This is a genomic window from Bradyrhizobium genosp. P (genome assembly GCF_049949265.1).
Classification (GTDB): domain Bacteria; phylum Pseudomonadota; class Alphaproteobacteria; order Rhizobiales; family Xanthobacteraceae; genus Bradyrhizobium.
Genome location: NZ_CP188195.1, coordinates 1598249 through 1618019, shown reverse-complemented (window position 1 = coordinate 1618019; position 19771 = coordinate 1598249). Strand labels below are relative to the sequence as shown.

General features: G+C 62.0%; 20 protein-coding genes. 10 read left to right on the top strand and 10 right to left on the bottom strand.

The genetic code is table 11. From position 1 onward, the window contains the following. The first annotated feature begins 326 nt into the window (after positions 1-326). The 3 genes from ACP2YO_RS07830 (at position 327) to ACP2YO_RS07820 (ending at position 2451) form a co-directional block, all read left to right on the top strand. Positions 327-1391: an SMODS domain-containing nucleotidyltransferase gene (locus tag ACP2YO_RS07830; RefSeq protein ID WP_426440354.1), complete on the top strand. Its 1065-nt coding sequence runs from the start codon at positions 327-329 to the stop codon at positions 1389-1391. Next, positions 1388-1903, top strand: a complete 516-nt coding sequence (locus ACP2YO_RS07825; RefSeq protein WP_426440353.1) for a hypothetical protein — start codon at positions 1388-1390, stop codon at positions 1901-1903. Before ACP2YO_RS07830 ends, ACP2YO_RS07825 begins: the two co-directional genes overlap by 4 nt. Before the next feature lie 263 nt (positions 1904-2166). Beyond that, on the top strand, positions 2167-2451 hold the full coding sequence (locus tag ACP2YO_RS07820; protein ID WP_426440352.1) for a helix-turn-helix transcriptional regulator: 285 nt from the start codon (positions 2167-2169) through the stop codon (positions 2449-2451). 576 nt (positions 2452-3027) lie between these two features. Here ACP2YO_RS07820 and ACP2YO_RS07815 read toward each other — a convergent pair. The 8 genes from ACP2YO_RS07815 to ACP2YO_RS07780 all read right to left on the bottom strand — a co-directional run bounded on the left by ACP2YO_RS07815 (position 3028) and on the right by ACP2YO_RS07780 (position 9741). Next, the gene (locus tag ACP2YO_RS07815; RefSeq protein ID WP_426440351.1) at positions 3028-3417 is read right to left on the bottom strand and encodes a hypothetical protein; all 390 of its coding nucleotides are present in this window, start codon (positions 3415-3417) and stop codon (positions 3028-3030) included. A 15-nt stretch (positions 3418-3432) separates the two neighbouring features. Next, complete coding sequence (locus ACP2YO_RS07810) at positions 3433-3588, bottom strand: hypothetical protein (protein WP_426440350.1); 156 nt, start codon at positions 3586-3588, stop codon at positions 3433-3435. Next, entirely contained in the window at positions 3573-4637 is a 1065-nt protein-coding gene (locus tag ACP2YO_RS07805) for a TraM recognition domain-containing protein (protein WP_426440349.1), read from the bottom strand. Before ACP2YO_RS07805 ends, ACP2YO_RS07810 begins: the two co-directional genes overlap by 16 nt. Before the next feature lie 636 nt (positions 4638-5273). Beyond that, positions 5274-6281, bottom strand: a complete 1008-nt coding sequence (locus tag ACP2YO_RS07800) for a LysR substrate-binding domain-containing protein (protein ID WP_426443100.1) — start codon at positions 6279-6281, stop codon at positions 5274-5276. Positions 6282-6335: 54 nt separating this feature from the next. Beyond that, entirely contained in the window at positions 6336-7124 is a 789-nt protein-coding gene (locus tag ACP2YO_RS07795; protein WP_426440348.1) for an enoyl-CoA hydratase/isomerase family protein, read from the bottom strand. 42 nt (positions 7125-7166) lie between these two features. Then, the gene (locus ACP2YO_RS07790; protein WP_426440347.1) at positions 7167-8282 is read right to left on the bottom strand and encodes a flavin reductase; all 1116 of its coding nucleotides are present in this window, start codon (positions 8280-8282) and stop codon (positions 7167-7169) included. Positions 8283-8316: 34 nt separating this feature from the next. Further along, positions 8317-9345 (bottom strand): LLM class flavin-dependent oxidoreductase, encoded by a 1029-nt coding sequence (locus ACP2YO_RS07785; RefSeq protein ID WP_426440346.1) that lies wholly within the window; start codon positions 9343-9345, stop codon positions 8317-8319. Between the two features lie 39 nt (positions 9346-9384). Further along, the gene (locus ACP2YO_RS07780) at positions 9385-9741 is read right to left on the bottom strand and encodes a VOC family protein (RefSeq protein WP_426440345.1); all 357 of its coding nucleotides are present in this window, start codon (positions 9739-9741) and stop codon (positions 9385-9387) included. A gap of 114 nt (positions 9742-9855) precedes the next feature. Between ACP2YO_RS07780 and ACP2YO_RS07775 the strand changes: the two genes are divergently transcribed. Beyond that, positions 9856-10638: an IclR family transcriptional regulator gene (locus tag ACP2YO_RS07775; RefSeq protein ID WP_426440344.1), complete on the top strand. Its 783-nt coding sequence runs from the start codon at positions 9856-9858 to the stop codon at positions 10636-10638. 391 nt (positions 10639-11029) lie between these two features. On the opposite strand, the gene ACP2YO_RS07770 is transcribed toward ACP2YO_RS07775, so the two are convergent. Together ACP2YO_RS07770 and ACP2YO_RS07765 are read right to left on the bottom strand one after the other, a co-directional pair. Then, positions 11030-11440, bottom strand: coding sequence for a PAS domain-containing protein (locus tag ACP2YO_RS07770; protein WP_426440343.1), 411 nt, complete (start codon positions 11438-11440; stop codon positions 11030-11032). 203 nt (positions 11441-11643) lie between these two features. Beyond that, positions 11644-12696: an AraC family transcriptional regulator gene (locus ACP2YO_RS07765; RefSeq protein ID WP_426440342.1), complete on the bottom strand. Its 1053-nt coding sequence runs from the start codon at positions 12694-12696 to the stop codon at positions 11644-11646. 441 nt (positions 12697-13137) lie between these two features. Between ACP2YO_RS07765 and ACP2YO_RS07760 the strand changes: the two genes are divergently transcribed. From ACP2YO_RS07760 to ACP2YO_RS07735, 6 genes are all read left to right on the top strand, one after another. Next, positions 13138-14790 (top strand): fatty acid--CoA ligase, encoded by a 1653-nt coding sequence (locus tag ACP2YO_RS07760; protein ID WP_426440341.1) that lies wholly within the window; start codon positions 13138-13140, stop codon positions 14788-14790. Positions 14791-14832: 42 nt separating this feature from the next. Continuing rightward, positions 14833-15324: a MaoC family dehydratase gene (locus ACP2YO_RS07755; protein ID WP_426440340.1), complete on the top strand. Its 492-nt coding sequence runs from the start codon at positions 14833-14835 to the stop codon at positions 15322-15324. After that, a complete protein-coding gene (locus tag ACP2YO_RS07750) occupies positions 15321-17024 on the top strand; it encodes an alpha/beta fold hydrolase (protein WP_426440339.1) in 1704 nt (567 codons plus the stop codon). Before ACP2YO_RS07755 ends, ACP2YO_RS07750 begins: the two co-directional genes overlap by 4 nt. Beyond that, on the top strand, positions 17017-17967 hold the full coding sequence (gene phaZ, locus ACP2YO_RS07745; protein WP_426440338.1) for a poly(3-hydroxyalkanoate) depolymerase: 951 nt from the start codon (positions 17017-17019) through the stop codon (positions 17965-17967). The genes ACP2YO_RS07750 and phaZ overlap by 8 nt, the downstream gene beginning before the upstream one ends. Before the next feature lie 22 nt (positions 17968-17989). Then, positions 17990-18415 carry a phasin family protein gene (locus ACP2YO_RS07740; RefSeq protein ID WP_426440337.1) on the top strand — a complete coding sequence of 142 codons (426 nt, stop codon included), beginning with the start codon at positions 17990-17992 and terminating at the stop codon, positions 18413-18415. 121 nt (positions 18416-18536) lie between these two features. Next, positions 18537-19754, top strand: coding sequence for an acyl-CoA dehydrogenase family protein (locus ACP2YO_RS07735; RefSeq protein WP_426440336.1), 1218 nt, complete (start codon positions 18537-18539; stop codon positions 19752-19754). Positions 19755-19771: the final 17 nt, after the last annotated feature.

Sequence of the window (19771 nt, the reverse complement as noted above, 5' to 3'; positions counted from 1 at the left end):
TTCCACCGAACGAGTTGTGCGTACCAATGCTGTGACGGCCCGAGAAGCCGAAATGTAGGCCCCGTCGTGCCGTGACAAATTCCCCAAATGTTGAGCGAACAGAAATAGAACACTCGACAGAGAATCGGGTAGCATCCGACGAGAATAGAATCAGGAGTTGCAGTCGCAGCAGCACTTGGTCCGGTTGGCAGGGATCGGCCAATGTGGCCAAAGATTTCGTAAGGACGATGCTCGCAAAATAAAGTTCTGCGCCGACCTTGTATGAAAGCGCGAAACCACTCCATCGAGCATGTGGGGGTGGCCGACGTGGACCACTGGGGCTTTATATGGTGTCACCGCTCAACCCGCCGCCCTTCGGCATCGGTCTCAATCCGGCCTTCGGCTCGGACCTCAGTCGACCGTTCGGCTCCGGGCTCGGATCGCCCAGCCCGTACGCCAATGCCCTACTCGGGTCGCCGTCCCTCGCGCTCTCACTGCTATCGCAGGCGCCATCGACCACGGTCGGGAACTGGATTTATGTCCGCGCCCGCTTCGGCGCCTTCATGGAAAATCTCAAGGTCACCGCCGCCCAGCTTGACGATGGAACGACCAAGCAAGCTGGTGTTCGGGCATGCCTCAATCGGCATTACTATGGCGTCTCGGACGAGACCGCGAACAGCATCTTGATCGGATCTTGGGGCAAGGCGACCCGGGTGCGGCCATCTCGCGATGTCGATATCCTTTTCCTGCTCCCTACCAGTGTCTACACTCAATATCAATCGCGCACCGGTAATCGCCAGTCCGCGCTGCTGCAGGAAGTGAAGAATGTCCTGCTCGGCACCTATCGGCAGACCAGCATGCGTGCAGATGGCCAGGTCGTGGTCATCCCCTTCAATCAGACGCCTATCGAGGTCGCGCCGGGCTTCCGCTGCACCGATGGCAGCATCATCGTCTGCGATACCAATAATGGCGGGCGCTACATCACCTCGACGGCCGAAGCCGAGGAGATGTCGCTGAGCGCGTCCGACACCTTCTGCATCGGCAATACCCGCGCGCTCGCGCGCATGATGAAACAGTGGCAGCGCGAGCAAAATCTATCGCTGAAGTCTTTCCTGCTGGAGCGTCTGGCGCTCGAATTCCTGCAGTCCTGGCCGAATAACCAGCGCGATTATTTCTGGTATGACTGGATGGTCCGCGACTTCTTCGGCTACCTGATCGGCCGCGCCAATGGCTATATCTTTATGCCCGGCACCAATGAAGCGATTGCGCTCGGTGATGACTGGCTTTATCAGGCGCGGCGCGCGTACAAGCATGCCGTCACGGCCTGCGAGCACGAGTATTCGAACTATGGCATCCTCGCCGGTCAAGAATGGCAAGCGATCTTCGGTAGCGCGATCCCGTTATCCACGTGACCGATAAGCTTGTCGAAGCACTGAAGGATGAGTGCGAGCGGCAATTCGAGAATTGTCGCGATACCGCCGTAAGCAATATCGTTTGGTTGAAGACCCTACGCTGGGCGAACATCGGCTTCACCATAGCGCCGATCGTCTTCGGCGCGCTGGCGACTTGGAAGCTGCTCGCGGACAGCCCGCTCTGGGCCGCGGTGTTCACCTTACTGGCGACGGTCCTGCCGCCGGTCTTCAAGGCGATCAATCTCGACGGGACAATCAAGGACTATGAGGAGCACGCGGGCGAGTTCATGAATTTGCGCGACCGTTTCCGGCAGGCAAAGCTAATCGAATCGCAGAAGCCCGTCGCCGAATTCGAGGCCGAGGTGCAGGCTTTGATGGCGCGGATGGAGAAGGCGCGGTCTCGCGTCTTAGCTCCGCTGAATTGGTCATTCCGGAAGGCGCGGAAAGGAATCGAAAGCGGGACCTATACCCACGATCATGATTTGCGTCCGCCGGCGCAGACGGGGTCATGACGGGCGTCAGAAGGCGGCTCCGCGCGGTCTCCAACCGCCCCGAAATCGCTCGAAAAACGAGTCCTTCGGACACTCAAGCGGTGGTAGGTGGTCACAAACCTCGACCGGATTTTTTGCGTACGCCTTATTTTACGGGGTTTCCGGAGAAAAATGCGATGGGGGACGGGAATCCCACTTTCTCCGCCAATACGTTACCAACGCTCGACGTTTAAGTCGATCGAGGGATATGTTCGGCTCGCGAATCGACGAGGTGGACCGTTTCCATGGCGAAGAAGAAGCCGACGCAGAAGCCCTTTTCGGCGAGGTTTCCGGTTCGTGCCTCGGCGGCGCTCGAGATACTGGCAGAGAACGTCCGGCATCGGCGCAAGGCGCTCAACCTGTCCCAGGCCGCATTGGCCGATTCGATCGAGGTCGACCAGACCGAAATCAGCAAGATCGAGAACGCGCGGGGCAACCCGTCTGTGATTTTTGCGGAACGGTTGGCCGAAGCGCTCGGAGTATCCATTGCTGAGCTTTTCGCCTCGCGATCCAGCGCGAAGTCCGCTTGAACGAATGGTAACTTCCGGTGTTCGGCGGACTGGTGTCGTGTCGTGGCGGAGGTCTCTGGCGCCTCCGGTCGTCCGCCCCGATCCGGTTGACGGCTCCTCCGTTTTTGACGCGATGCCGCGCCGTCCGCGCACCACGAAACCGGAATGCGACGGATTGGTCGTTGCACTCGTGCCACTGACACGCGCTTGACACGCCCATTCATCGAAGCCCCGCCGCTGACACTTTTTCGGTTTCCCAGTGATATTTCGAGTGTCAATCCTCCACGCCTCCGCAGGTAGACCAAAGGATGGCCATTCGCTGCCGGCTTCGTGCGCCCTCCCCGGGGGGATTAGCCGTTGTCTATCGGGCCCGGCACACCAGCCGGGCTGGAGAGCAGCTTCCACGCCATACTGACAGCTCTACAGAGCTTTTCGCCTTCATCACTTTGGATCATAAGAGGTCTTTTTTGATTTGGCTTTCATGAACGCGAAAATGATGAATGCGAGGCGAGTATGGTCCCAACACATTCTCATTTTCACCCTTGTATGATCAAATCCCTCACTCCTCGTCCAGCAGATCCGCAAGGAATGACGAGGTCATGTCGTCCACGTCGCCGGCCTTGGCCTCGGCCTTGACGTGGCGCTCCGGGGCGCGGCGGGCCTGGCGGCCGCCGTCTGGGCCGGTTTCTGCGCCCGGTCGGGCCATCGCGTCGCCTTGGCGCTCATCACGTCGGCGCGGTCGATCTCGCCCCGTTCGGGGACCGGTGCGGATTTCGGCGGCGGCGGGACGTCCTCGTCGTCGTCGACGGACAGCACGGCCTTCTGCACCGACCTGTCGATCACCTCGACGCCCGGCTCCTCGCCTTCGGGGGCGTCGAAATTGAGCGCCTGCAGGAAGCGCAGGGTGGCGTCGTTGTTCTGCAGCTTCTCGGCCATCTTGAAGGTGTCGCGGCCGTCGACGGTGACGCCGTGGTCGACCTTGCGCATGGTCGAGGGCGCGTCCTAGCGTTGCGCGGCGAGCCGTTCCGGATCCGTCGGGATCTCGGGCGCCCCGAAACTGGCGAACGCGGCCTCGTCGCCGAGGGCCGGCTCGGTCTCGAAGCCGAGATCGTCGTCGTCGATCGGCGGCGGCGGAGCGTCGGTTATCGGACGGCGCATGTCGGCCGGGACCGGCCTGCCGGGGATGTGCCGGGCCGCGCCGGCGCGGCGAACGCCGCCATCGGGTCCCTGGCGCCGGCGCGGGCCATGCGCTCGCGCTCGCGTTCGCGCTCCAGCTCGGCGATCGCCGCCGCCCGCGCATCGACCCCGGCTTCGCGGGGGGCACCTGGAGTATCCGAAGGCGCCCGGGTCTTGCCGCTTCGGGCGGTCGCCGGCAGCCCGGCCGGCGGGCCGCCGAGGGAATGTTCTGCAAGCCCCTCCATCCGGCGCACGTCGCGAGTGAAGATGTTGGCGTCCATCGCCTGCGCCGTGGTGATGGCGGCGAGCGCCGCGCAGGCCGCGGTCAGGTAGTCGCCGCCCTGGCCCTGCCGGCGGTTGGCGCGCAGGAACGCGGTCGCCGCGCACGCCACCTCCGAGCGCATCCTGGCCGGATCCTTCTCGGCGGCGAACATCTCGATCTCGCCGCGCGCGTCCTTGGCCCGCTGCTCGACGATCTGGGCGAACCGCGGATCGGCCAGCTTCTCGGCGATCAGCGGCAGCGTCTCCTCCTTCTTGACGTCGGAAGGATTCGGCCGCTGCACCGGGATGAAGTGGTTGACCCTGAGCTCCAGCCGCTTGAGGTCCTTGTACTGGCCCTCGGGGTAGGCGTGGAACGTCTTGATCTTGAAATACTGGTCGTGCCAGGTCACGTAGGCCTCGCCCACGCCCAGCGCGCGCAGGTCGAGCGTCGAGATCCGCTCGACCATCTCGAGGCGCGCTTCCATGTTGTCGGAATAGCCGGTGTTGAACTGGCCGGCGTGGCCGGAGAAGCCGCCGACCTGGGTCTTCATGCCCTTGCCGCCGGAATCCACCGCCAGTTTTGCCGTTTGCTCCAGTTCCTCCACCCGCATGAAGATCTTGGTGGTGGTGTTGGCGATGATCGACTTTGCTTCCTTGTCGTTCTCCCGTAGCATCGGGGGAATGTCCTGGGTCGCGAACACCAGCGAAAAACCCAGAGAACGGCCTTGAGCGGCCATGATGGCCATGCCTGTCACGCGATAATAACCCACTTCGTCCAGTAGCGATTTTTCAGGCAGACCGGCGCACCTGGGCTCTCCGGCCGCTCGTGGCGGATGCAAACCGGCCGCCGACGGGTAAGCTGGCGGTCATCGACGGTGCGGTAATTCTGGATTTCCACGCTGCAAAATTCGAATTGTCCGTTGCGCCAATCTGAATTCCGCGTCACGCGTGGCGTCGCCGATGTTACTAAAGTCGGAATAACGCGTTGCATTGCCGGAATTCGGCGTTACCACCTCGGGAGCGGTCCGGCCAGCCGGACCGCGGTTTTTCCTAGGCTTTCCTGCCCCGTCAGCGGCGGTCCAAGCCGATTAACGCGTTACTCCACCACGCAAGACCATGGGGGGGTCGCGGATTTGCGTTCTGCCCCCAAATGACCGGCCTGCTGGCCGGCCAGCGCCGAGACGACTTCCTTCGGCAGCGGCGGCCACCCTCCGCGTCGCGCCTAGATCGGATCCGATGCCGAATTCCCGTTCTTGGAACGCGATATCCGATTCCTGCAACGCGTTATTCGAGGTTTGAAGTTCTTGCTCGGACGTATCCTAGGTCATCCGATTAACGCGTTACATTTTACTGAGAAACGCGTTGCAGTTCCGGGGAAGTAACGGGGGGCGTCGGCAAAAACCTGCCTACTCACCTTCCCTACGACACCCTTCCTCTGGAAAGGGCGCCCGGGTGCGCGAAACGCGATCCGAGCGTAGGCAAAGAGACCGGGTACCGAAGCGTGTGAATAGGCGCCCAACAATACTGACCCCACCCACGACGCCTGAAGCCATTGCCACCACGAGGGAAATCAACGGTTGGCCGGGGTCACGCCTGGGCGCCAATAGGGGGCAAAGTTCAAGTTCGGAGCCGATACACAGCAGCACGCGCACAAGTGCACCCGAGGCAAGCGCCTCTCGGCATTGCGTGGCCGGCAGCAATACGATTCCAGCCCCTTGGCATGCTGCGGTTATCAGAACGTCGAAGCTGTCGGTCGTAAGCCGGGGTTCAATCGCCACGGAACTGGTGTCCCCGTTCTCCGTCGTCAGAAACCAGGCGTTGCCGCCTTGTTGCTCCTGATGGAGTATAGGAAATGCGGGTAGTTCCGCCGGTGTCGTCGGTTGACCCTTGTCCGCCAGCAGCCGCGGACTTGCGACCAGGATACGTCTGCTGATGCCTATCCGCTTCACTTGCAGGTCAGCGTCGGTGTCGAGACGCTCCCGAACCCGGACCGCAATATCGATGCCTTCGTGGATCAGATCGACCCGTCGATTGGTGACGACAAATTGCAGTCGCAGCAGCGGATGGGCGGCCAGGAAGCCCACCATAGAGTCCGCGATCGCGCCCTGAAGTCCGAGTGGACAACTCAATCGAACCAGCCCACGTGGCTCGGCCTGCATTCGAAGTGCAGCTTCCTCAGCAGCTTCAGCCTCGATGACGGCCGCCCGTGCATGTTCGAAGACCTGCTGGCCGACCTGCGTCAGACCAAGTCCTCGCGTCGTTCGATCAAGCAGCCGCTCGCCGAGCCGCTCCTCCAGCAACGCGACGCGCCGACTGATCCGCGACTTCGGAACTCCCAACGCGCGGGCAGCCGCCGAGAATCCGCGATTGACGACGACGGCCGCGAAGAACTGGAGATCGTTGAAGTCGCGCATCATGATCCATCGATCGTCCGGTTCGCCATCGTGCGGCCACGGCGTTCCCCGCAATCATCGACCTGTGAATGCGATCTTCGGCGGTTCGATTCCTTTTTTGATGGCCTCGGCTCGGGCCGTGCGGCCATGTCGAGCGTCTTCGGAGCTATGCAGATCCATCGTGACGTCCAAAATCACCGCATCCGCAGAAGGAACGCCGCCACCCGACCATGCCTTCAACAACGTTCGTATGGCGGCATAGGAGCGCGTTGGACCCGTCGACAAATCCTGCACGAACTTCAGCGCTGCCGCTTCGACATCGTCCGCTGGCACCACCAGGGTCGCAATGCCCAATTGGCCGGCGGCGGCACCCGTCATTGGTTCACAAAGCATGGCGTAGCGTGCCGCGCGCGAGCGGCCGATCCGTTCCGCCAATCGCTGCACCGCGCCGGCAACGGGCGCGGATCCGACCGAAGCCTCGATGCAGCGGAAGACCGCGTCTTCAGCCGCGACGATGAAGTCGCACGCAAGAGCAAGTTCAAAAGCACCGCCATAGGCCGCACCGCGAACGGCCGCGACCGTCGGGACCTGCAAGGCCTCGAGGGCGCGGAACGACTGATTGCACTCGGCGATGAAGGTTCGAAACTGATTGGTAGTCTTCTCCAGGAAGTCCAGCACATCACCACCCTGGCTGAAATTGGGGCCTTCCGCCCTTACAAGCAATGCCCTGATGTCGGCCTCGCTGGCTTCGTGGACAGCCTGCTTGAGGGAGTTCGAGAAGTCCGAAGCGATCAGATTCTTCGGCGGGTTGGCGAGAACGATATGACCGACTGAATCCTTCTGTTCGAATTTGATGACCCGCATTTCAATCTCCCTTCATCAGGTTGTTTACTCCCTGCATCGACATCAAGCAGGAACCAATTGGCCATCTCTCAAGCTCCCGACGAACGCTCCGGCCGCGAGAGCACGGCCGGAATCGTAACCAAGGCGGCTGGACAGATCGTTCGCGGCCTCTCGCAAGGCGTGGGCAAACTCTCCGTCGAGATCGCCGGAAAATCGGCTCGCTTCGCCCACCGCGGTCAGAGCCAGGACAGCTTGGCAATTCGCATCGAGCACTGGAGCACTGAGGGCGTTGATCAAGGTTTCACTGCGGTAGAAGGTCTCCAGTCCCTGCCGCGCGAGGCCGCGCCGACGAACCTCCTCAAGGCGCAGATTCCAATCACCCTCTTCCGGCGTCGCAGTCTGGCCGGACCAGGTGGTCTGCGCGATTGTCTCAGGTGGAAGGTGCGCGGCAAAGGCTAGACCGGTCGCCGTCGAGGTGACCGGGAGTATCAGCCCGACCGGCAGGGCCTCGTTGACAGGCGCGGACGCCGACTCCCAATGGGTGACCGTTGGACCATGAGTGCCCCAGACGGCGAGCGCCATCGTCTCGTCGTATTTGCTGACGAGTCGCTCGATCGCACGCGCGCCAAGCCGTGTCGCGGTGAGTTGCGCCTGCTTGCGATCCAATGACAATGCACTGTCGGCCAAGTCGTGACGGTCAGTCAGCAGATACTGACCGTTCCCAAAAGCAAGCGGCTTTTGTTCGGCGCGATCGATCGCCAGAACTTCGCCAACATAGATCGTATGGTCGCCGCCCGGCACCCGGGAAACGACCCGGCATTGGAGCCTCGCGCTGCAACCACGAAGCAGCGGCACGCCGTCGGAACCGATGTCGACATCGAGGTCGACGAACTTATCCTGGGAGGACTTCGCGAACCGCTTTGACAGCTCGATCTGGTCCTCGGCGAGGATGTTCACGGCAAATCGCTCGGACTTGAAGAACACCGGATGACTGTGGGTCTTGACCGCCTGGCTCCAGAGAACCATTGGAGGATCAAGCGACACCGAACTGAACGAATTCGCGGTCACCCCGTGGAACCTGCCCTCCCCGTCGACCGTGGTTACCACGGTCACTCCAGTGACGAAGGTTCCGAGCACGTGCCGCAGCTCGCGGCTGTCGAACAGACGAACGTTGGGCATTTTCGACCTCCTTGTGTTCACCCGCGTGATGCGCTCATACGGCAACGGCTTCCGCCGCCCTCACCTCTGGCATGACTTCCTCAGCGAAACGCCGGATCGAGGCCACGGCGTCGGCGTGCGGCATACTTCCGAACATGAAGCTTCCGATCATGTAGTTCACCCCGCCATGCGAGACTTGGTCGGAAAGCTGCTGCGCGACCGTTCTCGCCGAGCCGGCAATTGCATGGCCGGATTCGGCGAGCTGATCGAAGGACGGCGGCAGCTTCGCGTTGACCGGCTGTGTTCCATGCTTCCGCCAGAGCTTTATGAAGTTCTCATAGAAGACTGGCCAAGCCTTCCGGCCGATGTCGTTCGCTTCCCGATCCGTCTCGCCAACGATGATGTAGCGATTGACCCCGATGAGCGGTTCCGTTCCGCTCCGAACGCCTGCCGTGGCCGCCTCCTCGCGATACCGGTCCGAGATCGCGCGCACGCCGGAAACCGGCCCGCCGCAGACCACATTCACACCATTCCGCGCGGGCCACACCACCGAATCCGGCGAACCTACCGCGTACCACATCGGCGGACGTGGCCGCTGAAGCGGCTTCATTTCCACGGCATAGTCGTTCAAGCTCCAGAACTCGCCCGTCGTCGTGACGGAATCCTGCGTGAAGCACCGCTGGATCGTTTCGAACGCCTCCGCGTACATCCTGGCCGCCTTCGCGGATTCGATCCCGAGCGCATCGAGCTCATGCGGCGACGCGCCGCGACCAATCCCGAACTCAAATCGACCGCCGCTCAGGTGGTCAAGAATGCAAATCTCTTCGTAAAGACGAGCAGGATGATAGGTCGGCAACAGATAGACGAGCGGACAGAGTCTCAATCTCTTCGTCCGCTGAGACAGAGCTGCCATCCACACGCTGGGCGACGGCGTCATGCTCAGCGAGGTGCCGTGGTGCTCGCTCATGTGGAAGCTATGAAAGCCGAGACGATCGTAGAGCTCGGCAAGCAAGAGTCGGTTCTCGTACTGATCCGCCAGCGGAAGACCGGAACGGTCGTTCTGATCGAATACGCCAAACTTCATGGTAAGGATCCTTTCGAGAATGGCACTGTTGACGCCGGCCTAGCCGCCTTGCCGAACATGCAACTGGAACACGTTGTTCTCGGGGTCGGCGAACGTTGCGAGGCTGCCGTGTGAGCCCATGTCGCGGCTCGACAAGAAGTGTCCGCCAAACCGCTCGATCTGCTGTGCGAACGGAGCCACATCGGCCGCGTCGAAGACGATCACGCTTCCCCGAGATCCCTGGGCCGCCTCGGATGATGAGCTCAACGCAAACGAAATCTGCCCGGCCTTGAATTGGCACCAGTTGTCGCGATCCCGAAACGCCAGCGGCAACTCCAGCGCGCCTGCGTAGAAGGCCTGCATGAGATCCATGTCATGGGCGACCGTGTAGACGCTTCTGATGGCACTGAGAGGCATTTCCGTCTTCTAAGTATTCAATATTGTTGAAGTAGTAATTTACTGTTGTATATTTGGCCCAACGTCCGCCTATGTCAATCTGGATTCGAATCACAAACCGGTCGAAAGAAGCAGATGCAGGAGAAGAAGCCCCGTCGAGGCATTCAGTCGGTCGAAATTGCGTTTCGGATTCTCAGCGTTATGCAGAGCAGCCAACAGGCGATGGCCTTGAAGGACCTCGCGCCGCTGGCGGGTCTCACGGCGAGCGCTGCGAACAATTACCTTGTCAGCCTGGTGAGGATCGGACTGGCTGCCGCGGACGAGAAACCTGGCCACTATCGTCTCGGGCCCGCAGCACTTTCTCTCGGCGTCAATGCGATACGGCAGATCGACGGTTTTGAGATTGTCCGGCGCGAGATACCCAGCTTACGCGACACGACGAAGCGAAGTGCGGCCGTCACCACTTGGACCGACGACGGCCCGATCAGCCTGTTCAAGCAGGACGGCGATCAGCGCGGCGCGTTTGAATTTCGCACCGGACTGATCCCGATGTTGACGTCCGCGGCGGGCAAGATTTACGCAGCGCGACTGCCGCTGAACCTGACGATGCACCTGATCGAGCGAGAATGGGATGCAGCATTCGGCGGCAAGGTCGATGCCAGAAAATTCAAGGAGGACGCTGAGCGCGAACTCAAGCGAAAGGGCTATGCGACACTCGTCCGATCCGACCTGAGCGGGTACGTCTCCATCGCAGCTCCCGTATTGGACTGGAACGGCGATGTTCGCTTCACTCTCAGTCTGGCCGGCACTCGGGCCTCCATGAAGATAGAACCTTCGAGTGACCACGTGAAAGCGCTGCTCGACAGTGCCTCCAACGCAACGCAGGCACTTGGCGGCAAGACTGAAGGCCACCACTAGTCAATCGTCACTGGTGCACAATCAACCAGCCCGGCCGCAAACGGAGGAAAGGACCCGCATCCTGCTAAGCTTTGCATAGAGACCGACCAGACTAGGCATGTCGGGCTCGGCGTGCTGCAGCGCGTCGATGTAACACTTGCTGACCTCTTCGATGAAATCTCGATACAGAACCTGCCGACGGTTATTTTCATGTCGAAGCCGCCGGGCCTGAACTCGATGGCTGAGCAAATTCGCGACGACGCTTGTCAAGCCTCCACCGGCCGTACTGGTCAGTGCAGCCAACGCGGAAGTGAAGGATGTGATGGCTCTAACGTTTGCTTTGGGGCCCCGTGGTCAACGTTTGATCCAGCCGCTCATCCCCATCAGAGCTTGCTCTGCGCGTTTTAGCTCTTCAATATCTAGGTTCACCCCGACCCATTGCAGGAGGGGTCCCATCGCTCGTCCGGCGCGGTTCGGCGCGACTGAGGAACCAGCGGTAGCCTCCTTGCGCGTCACGAACTCGGAAGCTCACCTCGGCCGCCTCGCCCGTGCGCAGGCAGGCTGACCAGACCCTGCATGCTTCGTTGTGATCATCGGAATGCAGGAACGGGATATGGGCATCCCACGCGGCGTCAGTATCGATGCCGCAACGCAAAGGGTGATCTTGCGGAAGACCAAGGTAGTCTGCCGTCCGCTTGTTCACAAAGGTGAGCCCGCCAGACGGAGAAGCGTACCGGGTGTACGCGGGAATCAGATTCAGCGTGGCCTGCAGCTGCGCCAGCTCCGCAAGCCCATTTCTATCTGTCTTATCGTGATGTGACATAGGCAGGTGATCAGCTCAACTTCTTGCGTCATGCCCGGCTTTCGAGGAAAGCGGCGGCGTGAACCAGAATATGGCGCCCAAGGGCTGGTTGTCACGTACGCGAAGCGCGCCGCAGTTGCCGGCATTCACCGTCTTCCGGCGCGGCCTGGGGACGGCGCTCCAGGCCGCGCCAAGTGAAGAATTCAACCCGTCGCACTCCCCGCTCACAGACGCCCGGAATCACCGCGGATATCGCTCGGTGCTTTGTTTGTCCATCGGTGGAACGCGCGCCTGAAATTCGCCGCATCGCTGAAGCCGAGCGCCAGTGCGATATCTTCGTTGGCCAGTGTGGTGCTCCGAAGATATTTCAGCGCGATCTGGGTTCGCAGTTCGTCCCGCAGTCCGCGAAAGGAGAAACCCTGCTGACGAAGCTGGCGCCGCAGCGACCGGTCGTTCATGCCGAGCAGCATCGCGATGGCCTCAAAGCTCGGCGGGTTGGCGATATCTCGGAGCAGGACCGCTCGGATCCGCCCGGCCACACCCATCCGCAGACTGAGGTCCCCGAGCAGGTCGTCGCATAAAGCCACGATGGTCGGATACGTCGTCCTGTTGCCGAGATCCGCGCTCCGGTCCAGCCATTGCGCCTCGAACACGATCTGGTTGGCCGGTTGATCAAAGCGGACCGGACATCCGACGTGATCAAGCGGAAGATCAAAGTCCGGCGCCTGCGGATAGGCGAGCCCGATTTCGGAAGGTACGAAGGCCGGCCCCATGATGTCGCGCATCAGCGATATATGGATACCAATTTGCATTTCTGCAACAAACCGGTAGAGCGCGGAATCCGCAAGCGCGTGCAGATTTGGTTCGATCGTCCATCTCGCGGAGGTCTTGTCCTCCCGAAACTCGATCGTCGTCAGCGGCGCTGCGAGTGCGTGGTAGCGCGTCGCGAACTCCATCGCCTTGCGGAATTCGGGGCAGCAGAGCAGAGCGTAACCATACATTCCGTAGGTCGAGATGTGGATCGAAGCGCCGATCCGATAGGGCAAATGGCGGTCGGTCGACAGGCCTAACGCGTTGCGACAGACGGCCATCAGTTGCGTCAGCGAAATCCGCGCTTGCGGTGAATGGACGTCGGCGACCGAGATATTCACGTCGCGCAGGATGGCGTCGGCCGGGACGCCATGACTCACCAGCATGTCGAAGACCGCGCCCAGTTTGGTGGTCTCATAAACCTTATCGCTCGCGCCGACGGTCGGGACGTCACTGCGGGAGCCCAAAGGCTTCTTCAAACGCGTGGTTGGTTGCAACGTGAACGAACCTTTCCTTCAATCCGGGCATACGAAACAACGACCCTCCAACCGAGCGGATTTCCGTTCGCCGACACCGCGGAACATAGCCGGTTCGCGGCACAACCCAAGACATATCAACGAGCCATCCTTGCTGCAGAGCAACAAGAAAGCGTGCGATGAATAACGCCGGACCGCAAGAAGTGAGCAATTTCGGTAAAGACCATTGCCCTCGATGAGAGCAGCCTGTCCGGTTCAGACCCGCCCGATGTCCGGTTCGGACCTTCACAAATGTCGGGCGCGACGCGACGCTTCGGCTACAGTCACACGGTGAGACCGTTGCGACGCAAGACGGCAGACCACACGATCCGCTCGTTGAGAACTGCGGACGTTGCAATGGCCGGAGGACATGCCAAGTCGAGGGAGGCCGCCATGGTCGGGAGACTGATTCAAACCGCCAAATCCGCCTATCAATATCCGCTGATTTTCAAGCAGCTTTGGCACACACCGCGCGTGCAGGCGCCGGACCAGGAGATCGTTTACCGCGATCTGAAGCGTCTCACCTACCGTCAGACCCGGGAGCGGATCGGTCGCCTCGCATCGGCCCTCAGCAAGGCAGGGGTCGAGCCCGGCGACACCGTCGGTGTGCTCGAGTGGGACAGCCACCGGTTCCTCGAAGCCTTCTTCGCGATCCCGATGATGGGCGCGGTGCTGCAGACGGTGAATGTCCGCCTGTCGCCCGAACAGATCGCCTACACGATCAATCACGCCGGCGCCTCGACGCTGCTCGTCAACGAGGAGTTCGTCGGCTTGCTGGAGGGGCTGAAGGCGCAACTGCCGAACGTCAAGCGGATGATCGTGATGTCAGACCGGCCGACGCCGCAAACCGGCAACCTGTCCTTCATCGGTGAATATGAGGGTTTGCTTGCCGCGGCCTCGCCCGATTACGATTTCCCCGATTTCGACGAGAACACCCAGGCCACCACCTTCTACACGACTGGCACGACCGGACTGCCAAAGGGCGTCTATTACAGCCACCGTCAACTCGTGCTGCACACGATCGCCGGGCTGGCGCTGTTCGGCATGGCGGGCTCGCAGGGACGTTTTTCGCGCGACGACGTCTACATGCCGATCACGCCGATGTTCCACGTCCACGCCTGGGGCTTCCCCTGGTCGGCGACGCTTGCCGGCGCCAAGCAGGTTTATCCCGGCCGCTACGAGCCGGCGATGCTGGTCAAGCTGATCAAGAGCGAAGGTGTCACCTTCACCCACGGCGTGCCGACCATCCTGCAGATGCTGCTCAACGCCGCGGCCGCCGCGAATGTCGATCTGCACGGTCTCAAGATGGTGATCGGTGGCTCGGCGTTGCCGAAGGCGCTGGCCAAGCAGGCGCTCGCGGCCGGCATCGACATCTTCGCGGGTTACGGCATGTCGGAAACCGGCCCGCTGGCCGCGGTGTCGCACGTCCAGTCAAAGGACCTCAGCGGTGACCCCGATGGTGAGGTCGAATTCCGCACCCGGGCGGGCATGGCGGGGCCGCTGGTCGACCTGCGCATCGTCGATCCTGACATGAACGACGTACCGCATGACGGCAAGTCCGCCGGCGAGATCGTGCTGCGCGCGCCCTGGCTTACGCAGGGCTATTTCGACAATCCGGAAGGCTCGGAGCAGCTCTGGGCCGGCGGCTATCTGCACACCAGCGATATCGCGGTGGTGAGCCCCGGCGGCTACGTTCACATCACCGACCGGATCAAGGACGTGATCAAGACCGGCGGCGAGTGGGTTTCGTCGCTGCAGATCGAGGACCTGATCTCGCAATGCGCCGGCGTTGCCGAGGCCGCGGTGATCGGCGTCAAGGACGACAAATGGGGCGAGCGGCCGCTGGCGCTTGTGGTCAAGAAGCCGTCCGGCGCCGACAGCCTCAGCGATGAGGCCATCAAGGACCATCTCAAGGTGTTCGCGGACAAGGGCATCATCTCGAAATACGGAATCCCCGAGAAGATCCTGTTCGTCGACAGCATTCCCAAGACCAGTGTCGGCAAGATCAACAAGAAGGAGCTGCGCGAGCGGTACGGCGACATGTAACCGTTCGAGCGTGGCCGAGAAAAAGATCGAGGAGGAAACAACATGAGCAGCCTCACAATGGCTGGTTTGGGCGAACGCGTCGGACAGGAACTCGGACTGTCCGACTGGGTCACGATCGATCAGGAACGCATCGATACGTTCGCGTCCTGCACCGGCGATCACCAATGGATCCATGTCGACGTTGAACGGGCCAAACGCGAAAGCCCGTTCCGCGGCCCGGTCGCGCACGGCTATCTGACGCTGGCGATGGTGGCGCCGCTCGCGATGCAGGTCGGGATCATCCCGAGCGATGCGGCCGCCGGGCTGAATTACGGGATCGACAAGGTCCGCTTCCTGGCGCCGGTGCCATCAGGCGCGCGCGTGCGGCTGCGCGTCGTGCTCGCCGGGATCGAGCCAAAGGACGCCGGGCAGGTGGTCATGAAGACCCAGAATACGCTGGAAGTCGAGGGATCCGAGAAGCCCGCGCTGATCGCCGAAACGCTGGCGCTTCTGATCCCGGCCAAGAGCGCATCCAAGGGAGCATCACGGTCATGAGCACAGACAATCGCACTCCCGAAACCACGACCGCTGATCTCTCCGAGGCCGCGTCCCGCAACACGCTGGCGCTCAATCCGCTGGTCGGCATCCGCGGCCGGGATCTGGTCGACAGCGCCGGCATCCTGTTCAAGGCGGTTATGAACGAGCCCAAGGTCGCAACCGAGCAGTGGCTTTCCTTTGTCGGCGAACTCGGCTCCATCGTCGCCGGAAAATCCGAGCGCACGCCGAAGGCGGGCGACAAGCGGTTCTCGGATCCGACCTGGAAGGAGAGTTCGCTGCACAGCAGCCTGCTCAAGACGTATCTGGCCTGGGGCGAGGCGGTCAACGATCTGGTCGACAAGACCAGCCTCAGCGACATCGACAAGGCGCGTGCACATTTGGTCACGGACATCCTGATCGATGCCGTCGCGCCGACCAATACGATGCTCACCAACCCTGCGGCGGTCCGCAAGTTCATCGACAGCGGTGGACAAAGCATGTGGCATGGATTGAAGAATTATCTCGACGATCTCACGCACAATCGCGGCATGCCGTCGATGGTGGACAGCAGCGCGTTCAAGGTCGGCGAGAACATCGCGATCACGCCGGGCGCGGTCGTATTTCGCAACGAGCTGCTCGAGTTGATTCAGTACACGCCGACAACGGCGACCGTGCGAAAGCGCCCGCTCTTGATCACGCCGCCGCAGATCAACAAGTACTATTCGCTCGATCTGTCGCCGGACAAGAGCATGATCCGCTTCCTGCTCGAGAGCGGAATCCAGGTCTTCGCCATCAGCTGGCGCAACCCGACGGCAGCCCATCGCGGCTGGGGAATGGACACCTACGTCGCCGCGGTCGACGAGGCCGTCGACGCGGCGCGCGAGATTTCAGGCAGCGAGGACATCTCGATGATGGGGGCGTGCTCCGGCGGCATCACCGCGACCGCTTATTTCGCGACGCTCGGCAGCGCCGCCGAGACGAAGATCAGGAATCTGGTGCTGGCGGTCTGCCTGCTCGATCCCAACTCGGCCGAAGAAAGCACGCTCGGCTGCCTGATGACGCCCGAGACGATGCGCCTGGCCAAAGAATCATCGCGGGTGCGCGGCTTCGTCGACGGCCATGATCTGGCGCGAATGTTCGCCTGGATGCGGCCCAACGACCTGATCTGGAACTACTGGGTCAACAATTATCTGCTCGGCAACCAGCCGCCGGCCTTCGACATCCTTTACTGGAACGCCGATACGACGCGACTTCCGGCGGCGCTGCATCGCGACTATCTCGATCTCTATTTCACCAACCCGTTCATGAATGCCGGCAAGCTGACGCTCAACGGCAAGACCATCGATATGAGCAAGGTCAAGGCCGACAGCTATGTCGTCGCGGGGGTTACCGACCACATCACGCCATGGAAGGGCGTCTACAAGACGGCGCAGATCATGGGTAAGGGCACCACTTTCGTGCTTTCGAGCAGCGGACATTTGCAGAGCCTGGTCAATCCGCCGACCAACACCAAGGCGTCGTTCATGATCGGACCGATCACTACGGATACGCCGGATGCATTCATGGCTTCGGCCGAGAAGCGCAAGGGAAGCTGGTGGCTCGATTGGCGCGACTGGATGCATGCGCGATCCGGCGACGAGGTAACGGCGCCCGCGTCGCTTGGCAGCGCGCGCTATCCGACGCTTGGCGCAGCTCCGGGGACCTACGTCTTTGAGTGAGATTCTCACCAGCGGGGACAAGACCGAGTCGGCCGCGGCCGCCAAGTCAGGCGCGATCGAGGCCCGGCAGGTTACGATCGACGGCCAGGTGCTCGAGGTCGCGATCAGGCATGGCGGCGGCAGCGGTCCGCCGCTGTTGCTGTTCAACGGGATCGGGGCCAATTGGGAGCTGGCGAAGCCACTCCTCGAGGCGCTCACGAACACGACTGCCGTGATCTTCGACGTGCCCGGCGTCGGTGGGTCGCCAAGGCCGCTGCTGCCATATCGCCCGTCGACGCTGGCGCGGCTTGCGGCCGATCTCGTTGCGGAATTGGGCTTCGCGCAGGTCGACGTCGCCGGCGTGTCCTGGGGCGGCGGAATCGCGCAGCAGTTCGCGCATCAATTTCCAAAGCGGTGCCGGCGGCTGGTGCTCGCGGCGACGGCGGCTGGTTTCACCATGGTCCCGGCAAGCCCATCGGTGTTGTGGAAGATGGCGACGCCACGCCGCTACACCGACAAGGACTACATGAACAGGGTCGCGGCGGACATCTATGGCGGCGCGTTTCGCGTCGACCCGTCATTGATAGGCCGGCATGTTGCCGGGATGCATGGCGCGCGCAATCTGGGTTATCTGTATCAGCTGCTGGCGATGGCCGGCTGGACCAGCCTGCCGTGGCTGTGGTCGCTGCCTCAGCCGACGCTCGTCCTGATGGGCAGTGACGATCCGCTGGTCCCCCCGATTAACGGTCACATCCTGGCCGGCCTGATCCCGAACGCCGAACTCAGGATGATCGACGACGGGCACCTGTTCCTGGTGACGCGGCCTCAGGAAACCGCAGCGCTGATCGAGGCCTTTCTGACTGACGAGAGCCGGCAGGTCGCGCCATCATCGCTGCTGTCGCGAACGACCAGTTGGCTCGGAGATATCGTTCCAACGTCCGGAGGCGGACGCGAGAGGTCGTAAAACGGCAACCAGGGAGGAACTCATGACGGACAACACCTCATATATCGACATGCTGCGGAAGTTCGGCACCGATCTCGGCTTACCGAAGCTGAACGTGGACGAATTGCTTCAGACCCAACGGAAGAACCTCGACGCTCTTGGCCAGAGCGTGAAAGTGGCTGCGCAGGGCGCGCAAACCGTGGCGCAGAAACAGCGCGAGGTGCTGGAAGCCGGCTTGCGCGAGGCTGCGACGTTGGCGCGCGAATACAAGCCGCTCAAGGTCCATGAGAACCTCGCGCTGCAAACCGAATTTGCGAGAAAGGTGTTTGAGATCACGGTCAAGGGCGCCCAGGACAGCGCGTCGACGGCAAGGCAGTCCACCACTGAGGCGGTGAAGATCATCCAGGACCGCGTCAAGGACAGTTTTGAGGAGTTCCGCGCCAGCGTTCGTCCGAACAAATCGGTCTGATGCCGCGGCTTTGGACGTGAGCCTTGGACGTGACGACGAGACAGGCCTCTGCGGAAGCAGGTGTTTCCGCGGAGGCCACGAAATAAAGGCGAAACCTCGCCGCGCATGAGGGAGAAACACCATGGCGAACCCGCAAGCGACACGGGCTGCGAAGCCGGACTATGCACCGCCGCCGATCGACGGTGATTTCTACAGCATTGCCAACGTTCTGAACGAGCAGGAACGCGCGCTGGTGCGGCGCGTGCGCGAGTTCACGGAAGGCGTGGTCGCGCCTGTGATCGAGGACTATTGGGCACGCGATGAATTTCCGTTCGCGATCATTCCTGAGATGGCCGGGGTCGGCATCGGCGGCGTCGGCTACCAGGGCTATGGCGCGGCCGGCGGCAGCTGGCTCCTGAACGGCTTCGTCGCAATGGAGCTGGCGCGGGTCGATTCGTCGATCGCGACGTTCTGGGGTGTGCACACCGGGCTCTCGGCGGGGTCGATCTATCTGTGCGGCGACGAGGCGCAGAAGCAGCGCTGGCTGCCGGCGATGATGCGCTTCGAGAAGATCGGCTCGTTCGGTCTGACGGAGCCGCTGGTCGGCTCCGCCACGTCGGGCGGGATGCTCACGACCTGCCGGCGCGAGGGCGATTTCTGGATCCTCAACGGCCAGAAAAAGTGGATCGGCAATGCCACCTTCGCCGACATCAATGTGATCTGGGCCCGCGAAGAAAGCTCGAACCAGGTCAAGGGCTTCGTCGTGGGCAAGGACAATCCGGGCTTCGCGGTCGAGAAGATCAAGACCAAGATGGCGCTGCGCGTGGTGCAGAACGGGCTGATCACCCTGAAGGACTGCCGCGTGCCCGAAGCGGATCGCCTGCAGAACGCCAACACCTTCAAGGACACCGCCAAGGTGCTGCGGATGACCCGAACCGGGGTGGCGTGGTTTGCCGTCGGCTGCGCGATGGGTGCCTATGAGCACGCGCTGCGTTATGCGGCCGAGCGCAAACAGTTCGGCAGGCCGATCGGCGGCTTCCAGCTCGTTCAGGATCTACTGGTCAGGATGCTCGGCAATGTCACGTCGACGCAGGCGATGATGCTGCGGCTCGCGCAGCTGCAGGACGAGGGCGTGATGCTGGACGAGCACGCCTCGCTCGCGAAAGCGTTCTGCACCGTCAAATGCCGCGAGACGGTCGGCTATGCGCGCGAGCTGCTCGGCGGCAACGGCATCCTGCTCGAGAATCATATCGGCCGGTTCGTGGCCGACGCCGAGGCGATCTATTCCTACGAGGGCACCAGGGAGATGAACACCCTGATCGTCGGCAAGTCGATCACGGGGCTAAGTGCCTTCGTCTGACATAACGGAACCGAACG

Bases quoted from the DNA above. Each gene is read 5' to 3' on its own strand.
- ACP2YO_RS07830 (WP_426440354.1), top strand. From the start codon at position 327: ATGGTGTCACCGCTCAACCCGCCGCCCTTCGGCATCGGTCTCAATCCG.
- ACP2YO_RS07820 (WP_426440352.1), top strand. From the start codon at position 2,167: ATGGCGAAGAAGAAGCCGACGCAGAAGCCCTTTTCGGCGAGGTTTCCG.
- ACP2YO_RS07815 (WP_426440351.1), bottom strand. From the start codon at position 3,417: ATGCGCAAGGTCGACCACGGCGTCACCGTCGACGGCCGCGACACCTTC.
- ACP2YO_RS07810 (WP_426440350.1), bottom strand. From the start codon at position 3,588: ATGCGCCGTCCGATAACCGACGCTCCGCCGCCGCCGATCGACGACGAC.
- ACP2YO_RS07800 (WP_426443100.1), bottom strand. From the start codon at position 6,281: ATGCGCGACTTCAACGATCTCCAGTTCTTCGCGGCCGTCGTCGTCAAT.
- ACP2YO_RS07795 (WP_426440348.1), bottom strand. From the start codon at position 7,124: ATGCGGGTCATCAAATTCGAACAGAAGGATTCAGTCGGTCATATCGTT.
- ACP2YO_RS07790 (WP_426440347.1), bottom strand. From the start codon at position 8,282: ATGCCCAACGTTCGTCTGTTCGACAGCCGCGAGCTGCGGCACGTGCTC.
- ACP2YO_RS07785 (WP_426440346.1), bottom strand. From the start codon at position 9,345: ATGAAGTTTGGCGTATTCGATCAGAACGACCGTTCCGGTCTTCCGCTG.
- ACP2YO_RS07780 (WP_426440345.1), bottom strand. From the start codon at position 9,741: ATGCCTCTCAGTGCCATCAGAAGCGTCTACACGGTCGCCCATGACATG.
- ACP2YO_RS07775 (WP_426440344.1), top strand. From the start codon at position 9,856: ATGCAGGAGAAGAAGCCCCGTCGAGGCATTCAGTCGGTCGAAATTGCG.
- ACP2YO_RS07770 (WP_426440343.1), bottom strand. From the start codon at position 11,440: ATGTCACATCACGATAAGACAGATAGAAATGGGCTTGCGGAGCTGGCG.
- ACP2YO_RS07760 (WP_426440341.1), top strand. From the start codon at position 13,138: ATGGTCGGGAGACTGATTCAAACCGCCAAATCCGCCTATCAATATCCG.
- ACP2YO_RS07755 (WP_426440340.1), top strand. From the start codon at position 14,833: ATGAGCAGCCTCACAATGGCTGGTTTGGGCGAACGCGTCGGACAGGAA.
- ACP2YO_RS07750 (WP_426440339.1), top strand. From the start codon at position 15,321: ATGAGCACAGACAATCGCACTCCCGAAACCACGACCGCTGATCTCTCC.
- ACP2YO_RS07740 (WP_426440337.1), top strand. From the start codon at position 17,990: ATGACGGACAACACCTCATATATCGACATGCTGCGGAAGTTCGGCACC.
- ACP2YO_RS07735 (WP_426440336.1), top strand. From the start codon at position 18,537: ATGGCGAACCCGCAAGCGACACGGGCTGCGAAGCCGGACTATGCACCG.